This window comes from Erysipelothrix sp. HDW6C, from assembly GCF_011299615.1.
Lineage (GTDB): Bacteria > Bacillota_I > Bacilli_A > Erysipelotrichales > Erysipelotrichaceae > Erysipelothrix.
This window is the reverse complement of record NZ_CP049861.1, coordinates 156,513-175,685: the sequence shown is the minus strand read 5'-3', so window position 1 is coordinate 175,685 and position 19,173 is coordinate 156,513. Positions and strand designations below refer to the sequence as shown.

Below are 19,173 nucleotides of genomic sequence, written 5' to 3'. Positions count from 1 at the left end.
GTTTATCATTGAATAGTGGGGCGAAATGGGTTACTCTATAAACATGAAGGAGAGGTATTATGAAGGAAATTGACAACTTAGCAGTAAATGCTTTACGAGTTTTATCAGTTGACGCCGTACAAAAAGCCAATTCAGGACACCCTGGAATGCCATTAGGTGCAGCACCAATTGCCTATACAGTGTGGGCAAACCACATGAATTTTGATGTCAAAGACAGCAAGTGGATAAATCGTGATCGATTTATTTTATCAGCAGGTCACGCATCGGCGTTATTGTACTCACTGTTGCATGTATTTGGTTATGATGTAACACTCGAAGATTTAAAGAATTTCCGTCAGTTGAACTCACGAACACCAGGGCATCCAGAATATGGACATACTGATGGGGTTGAAGCAACAACAGGACCGCTTGGCGCTGGTTTATCTACAGGAGTAGGTATGGCAATGGCCCAAGAACATTTGGCTGCAAAATATAACCGCCCAGGTTATGATATTGTGGACAACTATACATTTGTCTTGTCTGGCGATGGTTGTATGATGGAAGGAATTACAAGTGAAGCATCATCACTTGCGGGAACATTAAGCCTTGGTCGCTTAATAGTCTTGTACGATTCAAACAATACGACGATTGAAGGACATACTGACTTAGCATTCAAGGAAAACGTCCGTGAACGTTACGAAGCTTATGGCTTTGAAACATTCTTAGTTGAAGACGGAAACGACTTGGAAGCTCTAAATCTAGCCATCACAAAAGCAAAAGAGAACTTAACACAACCATCATTCATCGAAGTAAGAACCAAAATTGGTTATGGTAGTGCAAAAGAGGGCTCATCATCATCCCATGGTTCACCATTAGGTGACGATAACATCAAAGCATTAAAAACATTCTTAGACTACCCAAGTCAAGAACCATTCTTTGTTCCCGAAGCAGTTTATGATCACTACCGTGATATCGCAGCCGAAGGTACAAAGACACATGAAGTATGGGAAGAAATGTTCGCAGATTATGCAAATGAACATCCAGAACTTGCTGCCCAATGGCAAAAAGACTTCACAGATATCACAGTTGATGAATTGCTAGCAGATAAATCATTATTTGAGTTTGATGCGGCACCACAAGCAACACGTAATGTCTCAGGAATTATGATCAACCGTCTTAAAGACAAATATACAAACCTATTTGGTGGTTCAGCTGACTTGGCTTCATCAAACATGACAGCAATGAAAGACGAAGGATCATTCAGCCCTGAAAACTTTGCTGGTCGCAATTTACACTTTGGTGTTCGCGAACATGCTATGGCTGCAATGGGAAATGGTATTGCATTATATGGTGGGTTGAAAGCGTATGTTTCAACATTCTTCGTGTTTGCAGATTTCCTCAAACCAATGGCACGTTTAAGTTCATTAATGAGCGTTCCGCTTACATATGTACTAACACATGACAGTATTGGTGTTGGAGAAGATGGACCGACACATGAGCCAATTGAACAATTAGCCATGTTGCGTTCACAACCAAACTTCTATACATTCCGACCTGCGGATGCAACGGAAACTGCGTATGGATGGGTATTGGCATTAACATCAAAAACAACACCTGTTGGATTGATCTTATCACGTCAAAACTTACCACAACTCGATAAATCAGGCATTGATGCCTTAAAGGGTGGTTATGTCGTGCATGATGCGGATAAACTCGATGCTATTTTAATGGCAACGGGATCAGAAGTATCACTTGCAATTGATGCCGCCAAAGAACTTGAGAAATCAGGACTGGGTGTTCGTGTTGTAAGTATGCCGTCACTGGAACTCTTTGAAGAACAAACAGCAGAATATAAAGAATCTGTCTTACCACAGGGTGTTCGCGCACGTGTTGCAATTGAGGCAGCAGCGTCACAACCATGGGGTCGTTACATTGGGCTTGATGGCGCAACTGTAGCAATGGATACATTTGGTGGTTCTGCACCCGGTAATCAATTATTTGAGGCATTTGGCTTCACAGTTGAGAACGTGGTTAAGGTTGCTAAAAGCGTTATAAAATAAACTTTTAAGGAACAGGTTGTACCTTAGGAGTCATAGATACCTAAAACCGATGTAAGTGTTTACATCGGTTTTTTTGTGTCTTATCATGGGGATAGAAACAAAGGAAAGGGGTTGAAGAAAATGGAACACATGAAAAAGGACGCATTTCCAAAATCGTTTCTTTGGGGATCGGCATCAGCGGCATATCAAATAGAAGGTGCTTATAACGAAGAAGGAAAGGGTCCGTCAGTATGGGACTTATTTTCTAAGATACCAGGAAAGACATTTAAAGGAAGCAACGGAGACGTCGCTGTTGATCATTATCATCGTTATAAAGAGGATGTTGCCTTAATGGCAGATCAGGGCTTGAAGGCCTATCGTTTCTCGATAGCGTGGTCGCGCATTTTCCCTACGGGGAGGGCGAAGTCAACGAACAGGGTGTAACGTTCTACAGTAATCTTATTGATGAATTGCTAAAGCATGATATTGAGCCTATCGTTACAATTTATCATTGGGATTTACCGCAAGCGTTGCAAGATGCCTATGGGGGATGGGAATCGCGCGAAATAATTCGTGACTTCACCGACTATGCAACATTGCTCTTCGACCGATTCAGTGATCGGGTTAAGTATTGGGTATCGATTAATGAGCAGAATGTATTTGTGATGCATGGATATATGATGGGGTCACACCCGCCTGGGGTACAAGATCCGGTTCGTGCGCTACAGGTTAATCACATTGTCAACTTAGCAAATGCATCGGTGATGAAGGCATTTCGCTCTGGTGGATATCCAGGAATGATTGGACCAAGCTTTGCGTATTCACCGTCGTATGCACTTAACAATAGTGCGGGTGCCGTTATTGCCAATGAAAATGCGATGTCATTGATGGCTGACTTTTGGATGGATGTGTATGTTTGGGGTCGTTATCCCAAAGCAGTTTTAAAACAAATGTTAAAAATGGGTATCAACATTGATATGCAACCCGGCGATGACGATTTGTTAGCGTGGGGAAAACCAGACTTTATGGGTGTGAATTACTATCAATCAACGACGGTAGATGCAATGTCGTTTACTGAGAAAGTTGAAAGCAGCGAACCAAACTACAGTGGTGAAAAAGGAACTTCGGGGGAATGGGGTTGCCGGGTGTTTTTAAAACAGTCAAAAATGAAACACTGGAAACTACAAACTGGGATTGGTCGATTGACCCACAAGGTTTACGAATTGGACTGCGTCGCATCTCAAGTCGCTATGATTTGCCAACGTTAATATCCGAAAATGGTCTAGGTGAATACGATTCACTTGAGGCTGATGGTTCGATTCGCGATGCCTATCGCATTGCGTACCTACGGGAACATCTCATGGCGATTCAAGATGCTATCTCAGATGGTGTCGAAGTGTTGGGGTACTGTACATGGAGTTTCACTGACCTACTCAGTTGGCTAAATGGATATCAAAAGCGTTATGGATTTGTTTACGTTGATCGTGATGAGACAGATGCAAAAGAGTGCAAGCGATATAAAAAAGACAGCTTCGCTTGGTATCAACAGGTTATTGCCACAAATGGCACGTCACTTTAAAGGAGAGAGAATATGAAAGCATTAGAGAATTTTCTAAATAGATTTCTGGGGCCGATAGCCAATTGGATGTCAGAGAGTTTGTTTTTCAGCAGTATGGCAGAAGCATTCATGCGAACAACACCAATAACCATTGGTGCAGCAGTGTTAATGGTTATTGGGAATTTCCCGATACCATCGTGGATTGCATTCATGCAAGAGACCGGAATGAGTGTGCATTTTGATGCAGTCATCGGGGCATCAACCAATGCTATTTCATTGTATATCGCATTCATCTTTGCTTATGTTTATGCAAAGAAAGCGGGTCAAAATGGATTGTCGGCAGGTTTGATTTCCTTGGCGTCATTCTTAATTTTAATTCCTCAAAAAATCAATATCACTAAGGTGCTTGTCAATAAAGCGTACGTTGCTCCAGAAATGTACGAAGGTATTATGGCGGGATTGCAACCGCTCATTGATGCAGGGGTATTCACGGGAACATCCGGATTTACTGACTTCTTTACATCAGGAACCGGGATCTTTGTTGCCTTAATTGTTGCATCGATTACAGCGATCCTCTTTGTGAAACTTAATGAACGCAATTTTACAATAAAACTTCCGGAAAGTGTTCCAGCCAACGTGTCGGAATCACTCAGCCCATCATTAATTGCTGGCGTTATCTTCATTATTTTCTTTGCTGTTCGAGTTGGATTATCGTATACACCTTTTGGAAACATGTTCCATTTAGTGTTTGGATTGATTCAACAACCACTACAAGGTTTCGCTGCCACAGCTCCAGCAATGATTATTATGTTTACAATTTGTAATCTTTGCTGGTTCTTTGGAATTCATCCCAACATGATTTATGCCATTATGATGCCGCTGCTTGCAGGAATTCGTCCAGAGATGATTGCAGCATTCCAAGATGGTGTGAATCCAATGCCTTATATCGCCGTGACCATTGTTGGTATGGCGGCTGGAAACGCATTTGGTGGGCAAGGTGGAACCTATGGTTGGGTTGTTTCATCATTTACTGCAAAGTCAGAACAATACAAATCACTTCGTAAACTTGCAGCAGTCCCAGCAATCTTTAACATCAACGAACCCCTTGTATTTGGTGCACCAATTATGATGAACCCTATTTACTTTATTCCATTGGTTGCAGGACCAGCAGTTATGGGTGGTGTTGCATTACTGGTAGCGAAACTTGTGAACTTTGGTGTCGTGAATCCAACAGCAGAAATGCCATGGACAATGCCAGGTATCGTAAAAGCGTTTATGACCGGTGGTTGGCAGTATGGTGTTGTAACAATCGCAATTATTGCAGTAAACATCGCGTTATGGTTCCCGTTCTTTAAAATAGCTGATAACAAGCTCTTTGAAGAGGAACAAGCTTTACAAAATCAACAATAAAAAAAGACACCACTTTGATTAAAGTGGTGTCTCCTTTGATGCGATACGCATTTGATGAAGATGGCGGACGATAGTTTCGATGATATACATCACAGGAATCTGAGACGTTAAATCAACGTGAAATGAAAGGCGATCTTTGGGGATGTAATACGGTATATTGAGATCTGAGTTATGGGCAACTGTGTTGTGATGATGATTTGTAATACTTGCGGTATAAGGGCGACGCTTTGCGAGTGTTTGCATCATTTGCGCAATTTCGCGTGTTTCGCCAGAGGTTGAAAAAACAAGCAAGACATTGTCATTGTTAAAGAGTTCGGTATTCCAAAGGACTGGAAGGTAGGCGTCTTTTGAAGCCATACTCATGTAGCCAATAGAATTTAGGAGGCGGGTCAGATAATCGGCCATAATTCCCGAAGAGCCCATACCGACACAATAGGTGATGCGCGCATTGGCAATGCGGGTTGCGAGTTCTTGAATTTTCTTTTCAAAATCATCACCAAAAACCATGGGTTCAGAATGATTGATTTCTTTTACCTTTGAAACGTTGATGCGATGTTTATCGCTAAGCAAGTGTTGCTTGATTTCGACTTTTAGGGCAGCAAAACTATCAAACCCTGTGCGTTCGATAAAACGCATGATTGTAGATGGTGATACGTGAACTGCATCTGCCAGATCACGAACGCGCATCAAACTTGCGACTTGGGGGTTGTTAATAATATAAGAAATAATGGACAGGTCAATATCGGATAAAGTTTCTAAATTGAGATCATCAAACATTTTTAACGCCGCCTCTCTTTCCATTATTATACAACAATGTTCACCCAGATTTAAAACATTCATAGAATAGATGTGAGATAATGTCTACAGGAGGTACATATGAAAGACAAAAGATTTAAAGAAGGATTTCTATGGGGTGGGGCCACTGCTGCGAATCAGCTTGAAGGTGCTTACCTAACAGATGGCAAAGGGCCATCGATTGCGGATGCGATGCCAGGTGGGAAATCGCGAATCAAAGAAACGATGACACCAGAATTTGATTGGGATATTGATGAGACAAAATATTATTATCCAAATCATCTTGGGATTGACCATTACAATCGATACCGAGAAGACATTGCGCTTTTTGGAGAGATGGGATTCAAGTCGTATCGTTTCTCTATCGCGTGGTCACGAATTTTCCCAACAGGTACCGAAGCCATACCGAATGAAAAAGGTTTGGAATTCTATGAGGCGATCATTGATGAATGCTTACGTCACGGCATTGAGCCGCTAATCACGATTTCACATTATGAGATGCCACTTTACTTAGCGAAAGAATTGGGTGGATGGCGACATCGTGATGTGATTGGACATTTTGAACGTTATGCGCGGGTTGTACTTGAGCGATTTAGCGGTAAGGTTCGCCAATGGCTTACGTTTAATGAGATTAATGTTGGGATGATGTTTCCGCTAATGAGCCAAGGGATTTCCGTTAAGAATGGCGGAATGGATAAACGTGTTACGCTCAAAGGGCTCCATAATCAATTTGTTGCTTCCAGTAAGGCAACGAAAATTGCGAAAGAATTGCGCGAAGATATAGAAATTGGATGCATGATAATCTATATGACGAGTTATGCAAACGATCCCAATCCAGTGAATGCGTTGGCATTACAGGAATTCAACAATGCCTTTAACTATTATTGTACAGATATTCAAGTACGTGGTGAATATCCTGCCTATACCGATCGTCTATTTGCGAAGATGGGGGTAACGTGGGAAGATTTAGATATTCATGAAGGAGACCTTGAAGTCATCAAGGCATATCCTGTTGATTTCATTAGTTTTAGTTATTACATGTCATCGGTCATCAACGTTACGGATAAAGATGCAGAGAAAACATCTGGAAATATGATGATGGGTGGTAAAAACCCATTCCTTGAAGCAAGTGATTGGGGATGGCAAATTGATCCTGTTGGATTGCGCATTGCCTTGAATGACCTTTACGGTCGTTACCAAGTTCCGCTTTATATTGTTGAAAACGGACTGGGAGCTGCTGATGTCGTCGAACCTGGAAATGTTATTCATGATGAATACCGCATTGATTACATGAGAAAACACATTGAAGCAATGGCGGAGGCTGTTGCTGATGGTGTCGATTTGATGGGTTATACGCCATGGGGATGTATTGACTTGGTCAGTGCTTCAACAGGGGAAATGGCCAAACGATACGGTTTCATTTATGTCGATTATGACGATGAAGGTCAAGGTACAATGGATCGCTTCCGCAAAGATTCGTTCTATTGGTACAAAAAAGTCATTGCGACAAATGGCGAAGATTTAGAATCATAAAAATAAAGAGCGTGCTTCGGCACACTCTTTTGCTATAATAAAAGGTAAGAGGTGAATATAATGATCCGTTTAATGGAAATACAGGAAATAGATGATGTTATGAAGATTTGGTTGGATACCAATATAGAAGTCCATCACGAGGTGCCGGCATCTTATTGGGAAGGCAATGTAGCGGATGTGAAGGCGGCAATGGAGAACAGCAATATTTATGTTGCCCTCAAGGATGATACGATTGTTGGGTTTGCGGGAGTTAGCGAAGGCTACTATCTTGCAGGAATCTTTGTTGCAGAAACACACCGGTCGGATGGCGTTGGGAAAGCGCTGCTTGACTACTTGAAGAAAACATATGAGGAAATCACATTGGATGTTTATGCGTTTAATGAGGGTGCAGTTCGTTTTTATACAAAAGAATCATTTGTCATAGTTGGTGAAGGTATGGATGAAGCGCATGGACTCAAAGAGTTGACAATGGTTTGGCCAGAGAATATATAAGTGGTGAAAGCCACTTTCTCTTTGTAATTTAAACGAATAGAGTGCCGAAATTGAAGGTTAAAGAACGGTTTAAAAAAATAAAAAATAAATAACCGAAATAGTGTTGACACACCCTAGGTCGAATGGTATTATGTACAAGCGTTCAAGGGAACTTGGCGCGAAATGGTCTTTGAAAACTAAACAGGAAACGTCAATTTCAAAAGAAATAAACGAAACAAAAAACAAACTCGTCAGCGAGTTTAAAACAAAGAGAAAGAATCAAATGGAGAGTTTGATCCTGGCTCAGGATGAACGCTGGCGGCGTGCCTAATACATGCAAGTCGAACGAAGAGACTTGAGAAGCTTGCTTCTTAATGATCTTAGTGGCGAACGGGTGAGTAATACATAAGCAACCTGCCTCAATGCCTGGGATAACTGATGGAAACGTCAGCTAATACCGGATAGGTTAACTTAAGGAATCTTGAGTTAATTAAAGATGGAATACATCACAATGAGATGGGCTTATGGCGCATTAGTTAGTTGGTGGGGTAACGGCCTACCAAGACGATGATGCGTAGCCGACCTGAGAGGGTGACCGGCCACACTGGGACTGAGACACGGCCCAGACTCCTACGGGAGGCAGCAGTAGGGAATTTTCGGCAATGGGGGAAACCCTGACCGAGCAACGCCGCGTGAGTGAAGAAGGCCTTCGGGTTGTAAAGCTCTGTTGTAAGGGAAGAACAAGTATGAGAGGGAATGCTCGTACTATGACGGTACCTTACCAGAAAGCCACGGCTAACTACGTGCCAGCAGCCGCGGTAATACGTAGGTGGCAAGCGTTATCCGGAATTATTGGGCGTAAAGGGAGCGCAGGCGGTTTATTAAGTTTATGGTGAAAGTTCGGGGCTCAACCCCGTGACGCCATAGAAACTGGTAGACTTGAGTGCAGGAGAGGTAAGTGGAATTCCATGTGTAGCGGTAAAATGCGTAGATATATGGAGGAACACCAGTGGCGAAGGCGGCTTACTGGCCTGTAACTGACGCTGAGGCTCGAAAGCGTGGGGAGCAAATAGGATTAGATACCCTAGTAGTCCACGCCGTAAACGATGGATACTAAGTGTTGGAGAAATTCAGTGCTGTAGTTAACGCAATAAGTATCCCGCCTGGGGAGTATGCGCGCAAGCGTAAAACTCAAAGGAATTGACGGGGGCCCGCACAAGCGGTGGAGTATGTGGTTTAATTCGAAGCAACGCGAAGAACCTTACCAGGTCTTGACATACCGCGCAAAAGCATAGAGATATGTAATAGTTATGGCGGATACAGGTGGTGCATGGTTGTCGTCAGCTCGTGTCGTGAGATGTTGGGTTAAGTCCCGCAACGAGCGCAACCCTTGTCTTCAGTTACCAGCATTAAGTTGGGGACTCTGGAGAGACTGCCGGTGATAAACCGGAGGAAGGTGGGGATGACGTCAAATCATCATGCCCCTTATGATCTGGGCTACACACGTACTACAATGGCGTATACAGAGGGCAGCAAGACAGTGATGTTGAGCGAATCTCAGAAAGTACGTCTCAGTTCGGATTGGAGTCTGCAACTCGACTCCATGAAGTCGGAATCGCTAGTAATCGCGAATCAGAATGTCGCGGTGAATACGTTCTCGGGCCTTGTACACACCGCCCGTCAAACCATGAGAGTTGGTAATACCCGAAGCCGGTGGTCTAACCATGTAAATGGAGGAAGCCGTCGAAGGTAGGACCGATGATTGGGGTTAAGTCGTAACAAGGTATCCCTACCGGAAGGTGGGGATGGATCACCTCCTTTCTAAGGAGAATAACTTAGTAAGAAGTGGAATTGACAAGGGTTTCCTGTTTAGTTTTGAGAGTCCGTTTGAAAGAGCGAAATCTCAGGTAAGAAGCAATGATGATCTTTGAAAACTGAATAACAGAAAAGAATAGATAGAGATACAGACATTAAAAAGTTATCAACAGAAATCTTTTCGAATAGTTGTAACAAAACTAGATTTACATCAAGTTAAACAAAAACAGTAATCAAATAAGCGAACACACGTTTATCGAAGCGATAGACAAAAAAAGAACTGATTGAAATATATCAGGCGCGAAATTACATGTGATTAAATATGTAAGGGCGTACGGTGGATGCCTAGGCACTAAGAGCTGATGAAGGACGCGACTAACAGCGAAATGCTCCGGGGAGAGGTACGTACTCAACGATCCGGAGGTCTCCGAATGGGGGAACCCAGTACTGGTAATGCAGTATTACTCATAGGTGAATACATAGCCTATGGAGAAGCAACCCTGCGAATTGAAACATCTTAGTAGCAGGAGGAAAAGAAAACAACAGTGATTCCCTGAGTAGTGGCGAGCGAAACGGGAAGAGCCCAAACCTTCTTCGAGAAGGGGTAGTAGGACCACAATGTGGGATTCATTAAAGCTAGTCGAATGGCATTGAAAGGCCAGTCAAAGAAGGTGCAAACCCTGTAGACGAAAGCGGCGATGACCCTAGTGGAATCCTGAGTACGGCGAGGCACGTGAAACCTTGTCGGAATCAACCGGGACCACCCGGTAAGGCTAAATACTCCTTAGTGACCGATAGTGAACCAGTACCGTGAGGGAAAGGTGAAAAGAACCGCGGAAGCGGAGTGAAATAGATCCTGAAACCGTATGCTTACAAGAAGTCAGAGCCCGTTAAAGGGTGATGGCGTGCCTTTTGTAGAATGAACCGGCGAGTTACTCATAATGTGCAAGGTTAAGCTGGAAAGAGCGGAGCCGAAGCGAAAGCGAGTCTTAATAGGGCGCGAAGTACATTGTGGTAGACCCGAAACAGAGTGATCTAGCCATGGTCAGGTTGAAGTTTGGGTGAAACCAAATGGAGGACCGAACCGACTAACGTTGAAAAGTTAGCGGATGAACTGTGGCTAGGGGTGAAATACCAATCGAACTCTGATATAGCTGGTTCTCCCCGAAATAGCTTTAGGGCTAGCGTCGTTGGAAGGCCGTTGGAGGTAGAGCACTGAATGTATGATGGCCCCATCTCGGGGTACTGAATATAATCAAACTCCGAATGCCAACGGATATGTAGACGGCAGTCAGACTATGGGTGATAAGGTCCGTAGTCAAAAGGGAAACAGCCCAGATCGCCAGTTAAGGTCCCAAAATTCATGCTAAGTGGAAAAGGATGTGGGGATGCACAGACAACTAGGAGGTTGGCTTAGAAGCAGCCACCCTTGAAAGAGTGCGTAACAGCTCACTAGTCGAGTGACCCTGCGCCGAAAATGTACCGGGGCTAAGTATGATACCGAAACTGCGAATTTAAAATTTATTTTAAGTGGTAGGGGAGCGTTCTATACTGCGTTGAAGCTGTACCGTAAGGAGCAGTGGAGTGTATAGAAGTGAGAATGCCGGTGTGAGTAGCGAAAGGTCAGTGAGAATCTGACCCACCGATTGCCTAAGGATTCCAGGGGAAGGCTCGTCCTCCCTGGGTAAGTCGGGACCTAAGATGAGGCTGAAAAGCGTAGTCGATGGACAACAGGTTGATATTCCTGTACCCGATCCATAAGTGAAGGAATGACAGAGAAGGCTAGGTTAAGCCGGCGAATGGAAGAGCCGGTTTAAGCGAAGGAGCCGTAGGATAGGCAAATCCGTCCTATAAAGCAAAGGCGTTATGAGGAGTGAACCCGTGAGGAAGTAGCGAAGTAACCGATGCCAGCTCTCAAGAAAAGTTTCTAGCGTTAATTATGGATTGGCCCGTACCAAAACCGACACAGGTAGGCAAGGAGAGAATCCTGAGGTGAGCGAGAGAACTGTTGCCAAGGAACTCGGCAAAATGACCCCGTAACTTCGGGAGAAGGGGTGCTCTTGTAAAAGAGAGCCGCAGTGAAGAGGCCCAAGCGACTGTTTAACTAAAACACAGCTCTCTGCAAAGTCGCAAGACGAAGTATAGGGGGTGACGCCTGCCCGGTGCTGGAAGGTTAAGGGGATGTGTTAGTTCTTCGGAACGAAGCATTGAACTGAAGCCCCAGTGAACGGCGGCCGTAACTATAACGGTCCTAAGGTAGCGAAATTCCTTGTCGGGTAAGTTCCGACCCGCACGAAAGGCGTAACGATTTGGGCGCTGTCTCGGCAGCAGACTCGGTGAAATCTTAGTACCGGTAAAGATGCCGGTTACCCGCAACTAGACGGAAAGACCCCATGGAGCTTTACTGTAGCTTGGTATTGAACTTTGAATTTACATGTACAGGATAGGTGGGAGACACTGAAGCATGGACGCTAGTCTATGTGGAGTCGCCATTGGGATACCACTCTTGTAAGTTTGAAGTTCTAACCGCGACCCGTGATCCGGGTCCGGGAGAGTGCCAGGTGGGCAGTTTGACTGGGGCGGTCGCCTCCTAAAGAGTAACGGAGGCGCCCAAAGGTACCCTCAGATTGGTTGGAAATCAATCGACGAGCGTAAAGGCAGAAGGGTGCTTGACTGCGAGACCTACAAGTCGAGCAGGGACGAAAGTCGGGCTTAGTGATCCGGCGGTACCACGTGGAAGGGCCGTCGCTTAACGGATAAAAGCTACCCTGGGGATAACAGGCTGATCTCGCCCAAGAGTTCACATCGACGGCGAGGTTTGGCACCTCGATGTCGGCTCATCGCATCCTGGAGCTGAATTAGGTTCCAAGGGTTGGGCTGTCCGCCCATTAAAGCGGTACGCGAGCTGGGTTCAGAACGTCGTGAGACAGTTCGGTCCCTATCTGTTGTGGGCGTAGGAAATTTGAGGAGCGCTGTCCCTAGTACGAGAGGACCGGGATGGACATACCGCTGGTGTACCAGTTGTTCTGCCAAGAGCATCGCTGGGTAGCTAAGTATGGACTGGATAAGCGCTGAAAGCATCTAAGCACGAAGCCAACTCCAAGATGAGATTTCCCATACGCAAGTAGTAAGACCCCTGAGAGACGATCAGGTTGATAGGTCAGAGGTGGAAGCATAGTGATATGTGTAGCTGACTGATACTAATAGGTCGAGGTTTTAATCACAATTGATACGACTATTTGAAAAGATTCCAAAGTTTATGAATTCTGTTATTCAGTTTTGAGAGATTCTCTCAATGATCTGGTGATATTAGCGAAGTGGTCACACCTGTTCCCATCCCGAACACAGAAGTTAAGCACTTTAGCGGCGACAATATCTAGCCCTGCGCTAGTGAAGATAGCTCATTGCCGGGTAATTCGACATCCTTTATCAGGATGTCTTTTTTTGTGTAAATTATGAATTTGAATTAATGATAGCGCTGTCTGTGCTATACTCGATACATAGGGTTACAACCCAAAGGAGACAGAATGAAAAAGATAAAACTTGGTACAAGTGAGTTGAAAGTTTCAAACATTGCTCTTGGCTGTATGCGAATGGCCGGAAAGTCAATTGAAGAAGCAAAAGACATCATCAGCACAAGTATCGCTGCAGGAATTAATTTCTTTGATCATGCTGACATTTATGGTGATGGCGAGTCCGAGCGAATTTTTGGACAAGCCTTTAAGGAACTTGGTATTGATCGAAGCAGTGTTTTTATTCAATCAAAATGTGGAATCCGTAAGGGGATGTTCGATTTTTCCAGAGATCACATTATTAACGCAGTTGATGGTATCCTAGAACGCTTGCAAATGACACATCTTGATTTGCTTGTATTGCATCGTCCAGATACGCTTATGGAACCCAAAGAAGTTAATGAAGCTTTCGAAATCCTTCTTGCTGAAGGGAAAGTGAATCACTTTGGTGTAAGTAATCAATCAACAGGGACCATTGAGCTTCTAAAGACAGAAATAAAAGTACCCTTATTGGTAAATCAACTGCAATTGAGTTTAATGCATGCTCCAATGATAAATTATGGTTTTAATGTCAATATGTACAATGAGCCAAGCATTGACCGTACCCAAGGTATCCTTGAATACTCAAGAATTAAGAACATGACAATTCAAGCGTGGTCACCATTCTATAGTGGGTATTTTGAAGATGTATTCATGGCAAATGAAAAATTCCCAGAAGTGAATGCGAAACTTAATGAAATGGCCGCAAAATATGGTGTTTCTGATGAAGCAATTGCTGTCGCTTGGATTCTTCGTCACCCAGCTAATATGCAAGTGTTGATTGGAAGTATGAATGTTGAGCGGATTGTTCGTATTTGTGAAGGGTCTGATATAAATATGAGTCGTGAAGACTGGTATGACTTGTATCACAGTGCTGGAAATTTACTTCCTTAAGCTGGTTGTTTGAAACGTATAATTCATTTTCTGAGTTATACGTTTTTCTTTTGTGTTGATGCACATCTGTGCCCTCATATTACATACTTATATATGTGCTCCAAGGCGCTTAAATTGCCTTTTATTGGCTTTATCGCAACAAATTAACATTTTCTTAAATAAAAGTGAAAAAGGCGTTGACACAAACGAGTTGCGGTGATATTATGTACAAGCGTTCAAGGGAACTTGGCGCGAAATGGTCTTTGAAAACTAAACAGGAAACGTCAATTTCAAAAGAAATAAACGAAACAAAAAACAAACTCGTCAGCGAGTTTAAAAACAAAGAGAAAGAATCAAATGGAGAGTTTGATCCTGGCTCAGGATGAACGCTGGCGGCGTGCCTAATACATGCAAGTCGAACGAAGAGACTTGAGAAGCTTGCTTCTTAATGATCTTAGTGGCGAACGGGTGAGTAATACATAAGCAACCTGCCTCAATGCCTGGGATAACTGATGGAAACGTCAGCTAATACCGGATAGGTTAACTTAAGGAATCTTGAGTTAATTAAAGATGGAATACATCACAATGAGATGGGCTTATGGCGCATTAGTTAGTTGGTGGGGTAACGGCCTACCAAGACGATGATGCGTAGCCGACCTGAGAGGGTGACCGGCCACACTGGGACTGAGACACGGCCCAGACTCCTACGGGAGGCAGCAGTAGGGAATTTTCGGCAATGGGGGAAACCCTGACCGAGCAACGCCGCGTGAGTGAAGAAGGCCTTCGGGTTGTAAAGCTCTGTTGTAAGGGAAGAACAAGTATGAGAGGGAATGCTCGTACTATGACGGTACCTTACCAGAAAGCCACGGCTAACTACGTGCCAGCAGCCGCGGTAATACGTAGGTGGCAAGCGTTATCCGGAATTATTGGGCGTAAAGGGAGCGCAGGCGGTTTATTAAGTTTATGGTGAAAGTTCGGGGCTCAACCCCGTGACGCCATAGAAACTGGTAGACTTGAGTGCAGGAGAGGTAAGTGGAATTCCATGTGTAGCGGTAAAATGCGTAGATATATGGAGGAACACCAGTGGCGAAGGCGGCTTACTGGCCTGTAACTGACGCTGAGGCTCGAAAGCGTGGGGAGCAAATAGGATTAGATACCCTAGTAGTCCACGCCGTAAACGATGGATACTAAGTGTTGGAGAAATTCAGTGCTGTAGTTAACGCAATAAGTATCCCGCCTGGGGAGTATGCGCGCAAGCGTAAAACTCAAAGGAATTGACGGGGGCCCGCACAAGCGGTGGAGTATGTGGTTTAATTCGAAGCAACGCGAAGAACCTTACCAGGTCTTGACATACCGCGCAAAAGCATAGAGATATGTAATAGTTATGGCGGATACAGGTGGTGCATGGTTGTCGTCAGCTCGTGTCGTGAGATGTTGGGTTAAGTCCCGCAACGAGCGCAACCCTTGTCTTCAGTTACCAGCATTAAGTTGGGGACTCTGGAGAGACTGCCGGTGATAAACCGGAGGAAGGTGGGGATGACGTCAAATCATCATGCCCCTTATGATCTGGGCTACACACGTACTACAATGGCGTATACAGAGGGCAGCAAGACAGTGATGTTGAGCGAATCTCAGAAAGTACGTCTCAGTTCGGATTGGAGTCTGCAACTCGACTCCATGAAGTCGGAATCGCTAGTAATCGCGAATCAGAATGTCGCGGTGAATACGTTCTCGGGCCTTGTACACACCGCCCGTCAAACCATGAGAGTTGGTAATACCCGAAGCCGGTGGTCTAACCATGTAAATGGAGGAAGCCGTCGAAGGTAGGACCGATGATTGGGGTTAAGTCGTAACAAGGTATCCCTACCGGAAGGTGGGGATGGATCACCTCCTTTCTAAGGAGAATAACTTAGTAAGAAGTGGAATTGACAAGGGTTTCCTGTTTAGTTTTGAGAGTCCGTTTGAAAGAGCGAAATCTCAGGTAAGAAGCAATGATGATCTTTGAAAACTGAATAACAGAAAAGAATAGATAGAGATACAGACATTAAAAAGTTATCAACAGAAATCTTTTCGAATAGTTGTAACAAAACTAGATTTACATCAAGTTAAACAAAAACAGTAATCAAATAAGCGAACACACGTTTATCGAAGCGATAGACAAAAAAAGAACTGATTGAAATATATCAGGCGCGAAATTACATGTGATTAAATATGTAAGGGCGTACGGTGGATGCCTAGGCACTAAGAGCTGATGAAGGACGCGACTAACAGCGAAATGCTCCGGGGAGAGGTACGTACTCAACGATCCGGAGGTCTCCGAATGGGGAACCCAGTACTGGTAATGCAGTATTACTCATAGGTGAATACATAGCCTATGGAGAAGCAACCCTGCGAATTGAAACATCTTAGTAGCAGGAGGAAAAGAAAACAACAGTGATTCCCTGAGTAGTGGCGAGCGAAACGGGAAGAGCCCAAACCTTCTTCGAGAAGGGGTAGTAGGACCACAATGTGGGATTCATTAAAGCTAGTCGAATGGCATTGAAAGGCCAGTCAAAGAAGGTGCAAACCCTGTAGACGAAAGCGGCGATGACCCTAGTGGAATCCTGAGTACGGCGAGGCACGTGAAACCTTGTCGGAATCAACCGGGACCACCCGGTAAGGCTAAATACTCCTTAGTGACCGATAGTGAACCAGTACCGTGAGGGAAAGGTGAAAAGAACCGCGGAAGCGGAGTGAAATAGATCCTGAAACCGTATGCTTACAAGAAGTCAGAGCCCGTTAAAGGGTGATGGCGTGCCTTTTGTAGAATGAACCGGCGAGTTACTCATAATGTGCAAGGTTAAGCTGGAAAGAGCGGAGCCGAAGCGAAAGCGAGTCTTAATAGGGCGCGAAGTACATTGTGGTAGACCCGAAACAGAGTGATCTAGCCATGGTCAGGTTGAAGTTTGGGTGAAACCAAATGGAGGACCGAACCGACTAACGTTGAAAAGTTAGCGGATGAACTGTGGCTAGGGGTGAAATACCAATCGAACTCTGATATAGCTGGTTCTCCCCGAAATAGCTTTAGGGCTAGCGTCGTTGGAAGGCCGTTGGAGGTAGAGCACTGAATGTATGATGGCCCCATCTCGGGGTACTGAATATAATCAAACTCCGAATGCCAACGGATATGTAGACGGCAGTCAGACTATGGGTGATAAGGTCCGTAGTCAAAAGGGAAACAGCCCAGATCGCCAGTTAAGGTCCCAAAATTCATGCTAAGTGGAAAAGGATGTGGGGATGCACAGACAACTAGGAGGTTGGCTTAGAAGCAGCCACCCTTGAAAGAGTGCGTAACAGCTCACTAGTCGAGTGACCCTGCGCCGAAAATGTACCGGGGCTAAGTATGATACCGAAACTGCGAATTTAAAATTTATTTTAAGTGGTAGGGGAGCGTTCTATACTGCGTTGAAGCTGTACCGTAAGGAGCAGTGGAGTGTATAGAAGTGAGAATGCCGGTGTGAGTAGCGAAAGGTCAGTGAGAATCTGACCCACCGATTGCCTAAGGATTCCAGGGGAAGGCTCGTCCTCCCTGGGTAAGTCGGGACCTAAGATGAGGCTGAAAAGCGTAGTCGATGGACAACAGGTTGATATTCCTGTACCCGATCCATAAGTGAAGGAATGACAGAGAAGGCTAGGTTAAGCCGGCGAATGGAAGAGCCGGTTTAAGCGAAGGAGCCGTAGGATAGGCAAATCCGTCCTATAAAGCAAAGGCGTTATGAGGAGTGAACCCGTGAGGAAGTAGCGAAGTAACCGATGCCAGCTCTCAAGAAAAGTTTCTAGCGTTAATTATGGATTGGCCCGTACCAAAACCGACACAGGTAGGCAAGGAGAGAATCCTGAGGTGAGCGAGAGAACTGTTGCCAAGGAACTCGGCAAAATGACCCCGTAACTTCGGGAGAAGGGGTGCTCTTGTAAAAGAGAGCCGCAGTGAAGAGGCCCAAGCGACTGTTTAACTAAAACACAGCTCTCTGCAAAGTCGCAAGACGAAGTATAGGGGGTGACGCCTGCCCGGTGCTGGAAGGTTAAGGGGATGTGTTAGTTCTTCGGAACGAAGCATTGAACTGAAGCCCCAGTGAACGGCGGCCGTAACTATAACGGTCCTAAGGTAGCGAAATTCCTTGTCGGGTAAGTTCCGACCCGCACGAAAGGCGTAACGATTTGGGCGCTGTCTCGGCAGCAGACTCGGTGAAATCTTAGTACCGGTAAAGATGCCGGTTACCCGCAACTAGACGGAAAGACCCCATGGAGCTTTACTGTAGCTTGGTATTGAACTTTGAATTTACATGTACAGGATAGGTGGGAGACACTGAAGCATGGACGCTAGTCTATGTGGAGTCGCCATTGGGATACCACTCTTGTAAGTTTGAAGTTCTAACCGCGACCCGTGATCCGGGTCCGGGAGAGTGCCAGGTGGGCAGTTTGACTGGGGCGGTCGCCTCCTAAAGAGTAACGGAGGCGCCCAAAGGTACCCTCAGATTGGTTGGAAATCAATCGACGAGCGTAAAGGCAGAAGGGTGCTTGACTGCGAGACCTACAAGTCGAGCAGGGACGAAAGTCGGGCTTAGTGATCCGGCGGTACCACGTGGAAGGGCCGTCGCTTAACGGATAAAAGCTACCCTGGGGATAACAGGCTGATCTCGCCCAAGAGTTCACATCGACGGCGAGGTTTGGCACCTCGATGTCGGCTCATCGCATCCTGGAGCTGAATTAGGTTCCAAGGGTTGGGCTGTCCGCCCATTAAAGCGGTACGCGAGCTGGGTTCAGAACGTCGTGAGACAGTTCGGTCCCTATCTGTTGTGGGCGTAGGAAATTTGAGGAGCGCTGTCCCTAGTACGAGAGGACCGGGATGGACATACCGCTGGTGTACCAGTTGTTCTGCCAAGAGCATCGCTGGGTAGCTAAGTATGGACTGGATAAGCGCTGAAAGCATCTAAGCACGAAGCCAACTCCAAGATGAGATTTCCCATACGCAAGTAGTAAGACCCCTGAGAGACGATCAGGTTGATAGGTCAGAGGTGGAAGCATAGTGATATGTGTAGCTGACTGATACTAATAGGTCGAGGTTTTAATCACAATTGATACGACTATTTGAAAAGATTCCAAAGTTTAT

7 protein-coding genes, 5 rRNA genes and 1 pseudogene are annotated in these 19,173 nt (G+C 45.0%); 12 read left to right on the top strand and 1 reads right to left on the bottom strand.

Annotated features, from left to right (window positions below):
- Window positions 1-59: 59 nt before the first annotated feature.
- From tkt to G7062_RS00845, 4 genes and pseudogenes are all read left to right on the top strand, one after another.
- Window positions 60-2,039 carry a transketolase gene (gene tkt / locus G7062_RS00855; protein WP_166064030.1) on the top strand — a complete coding sequence of 660 codons (1,980 nt, stop codon included), beginning with the start codon at window positions 60-62 and terminating at the stop codon, window positions 2,037-2,039.
- A 120-nt stretch (window positions 2,040-2,159) separates the two neighbouring features.
- A pseudogene (locus G7062_RS11570) lies at window positions 2,160-3,286 on the top strand (glycoside hydrolase family 1 protein).
- Window positions 3,193-3,597, top strand: coding sequence for a family 1 glycosylhydrolase (locus G7062_RS11565; RefSeq protein WP_305792290.1), 405 nt, complete (start codon window positions 3,193-3,195; stop codon window positions 3,595-3,597). The pseudogene G7062_RS11570 and the gene G7062_RS11565 overlap by 94 nt, the downstream one beginning before the upstream one ends.
- A gap of 12 nt (window positions 3,598-3,609) precedes the next feature.
- Window positions 3,610-4,986 (top strand): PTS sugar transporter subunit IIC, encoded by a 1,377-nt coding sequence (locus G7062_RS00845; protein ID WP_166064029.1) that lies wholly within the window; start codon window positions 3,610-3,612, stop codon window positions 4,984-4,986.
- Between the two features lie 18 nt (window positions 4,987-5,004).
- Here the strand turns inward: G7062_RS00845 and G7062_RS00840 are convergent, their stop codons facing one another.
- Entirely contained in the window at window positions 5,005-5,763 is a 759-nt protein-coding gene (locus tag G7062_RS00840) for a MurR/RpiR family transcriptional regulator (RefSeq protein ID WP_166064028.1), read from the bottom strand.
- Window positions 5,764-5,862: 99 nt separating this feature from the next.
- Between G7062_RS00840 and G7062_RS00835 the strand changes: the two genes are divergently transcribed.
- The 8 genes from G7062_RS00835 (at window position 5,863) to G7062_RS00800 (ending at window position 19,136) form a co-directional block, all read left to right on the top strand.
- Window positions 5,863-7,314 (top strand): glycoside hydrolase family 1 protein, encoded by a 1,452-nt coding sequence (locus tag G7062_RS00835; protein ID WP_166064027.1) that lies wholly within the window; start codon window positions 5,863-5,865, stop codon window positions 7,312-7,314.
- A gap of 60 nt (window positions 7,315-7,374) precedes the next feature.
- Window positions 7,375-7,806, top strand: coding sequence for a GNAT family N-acetyltransferase (locus G7062_RS00830; protein WP_166064026.1), 432 nt, complete (start codon window positions 7,375-7,377; stop codon window positions 7,804-7,806).
- A 259-nt stretch (window positions 7,807-8,065) separates the two neighbouring features.
- A 16S ribosomal RNA gene (locus tag G7062_RS00825) occupies window positions 8,066-9,606 on the top strand.
- A gap of 308 nt (window positions 9,607-9,914) precedes the next feature.
- Window positions 9,915-12,824 (top strand): 23S ribosomal RNA (locus G7062_RS00820).
- Window positions 12,825-12,899: 75 nt separating this feature from the next.
- Window positions 12,900-13,013, top strand: a 5S ribosomal RNA gene (gene rrf, locus G7062_RS00815).
- A 114-nt stretch (window positions 13,014-13,127) separates the two neighbouring features.
- The gene (locus G7062_RS00810) at window positions 13,128-14,045 is read left to right on the top strand and encodes an aldo/keto reductase family oxidoreductase (protein ID WP_166064025.1); all 918 of its coding nucleotides are present in this window, start codon (window positions 13,128-13,130) and stop codon (window positions 14,043-14,045) included.
- A gap of 333 nt (window positions 14,046-14,378) precedes the next feature.
- A 16S ribosomal RNA gene (locus tag G7062_RS00805) occupies window positions 14,379-15,919 on the top strand.
- Window positions 15,920-16,227: 308 nt separating this feature from the next.
- Window positions 16,228-19,136: ribosomal RNA gene (locus G7062_RS00800) — 23S ribosomal RNA — on the top strand.
- Together the 16S, 23S and 5S rRNA genes form the textbook arrangement of a ribosomal RNA operon.
- Window positions 19,137-19,173 lie beyond the last annotated feature (37 nt).

Coding starts and splice junctions, on each gene's coding strand:
- tkt (WP_166064030.1), top strand. CDS start 60: ATGAAGGAAATTGACAACTTAGCAGTAAATGCTTTACGAGTTTTATCA.
- G7062_RS00845 (WP_166064029.1), top strand. CDS start 3,610: ATGAAAGCATTAGAGAATTTTCTAAATAGATTTCTGGGGCCGATAGCC.
- G7062_RS00840 (WP_166064028.1), bottom strand. CDS start 5,763: ATGTTTGATGATCTCAATTTAGAAACTTTATCCGATATTGACCTGTCC.
- G7062_RS00835 (WP_166064027.1), top strand. CDS start 5,863: ATGAAAGACAAAAGATTTAAAGAAGGATTTCTATGGGGTGGGGCCACT.
- G7062_RS00830 (WP_166064026.1), top strand. CDS start 7,375: ATGATCCGTTTAATGGAAATACAGGAAATAGATGATGTTATGAAGATT.
- G7062_RS00810 (WP_166064025.1), top strand. CDS start 13,128: ATGAAAAAGATAAAACTTGGTACAAGTGAGTTGAAAGTTTCAAACATT.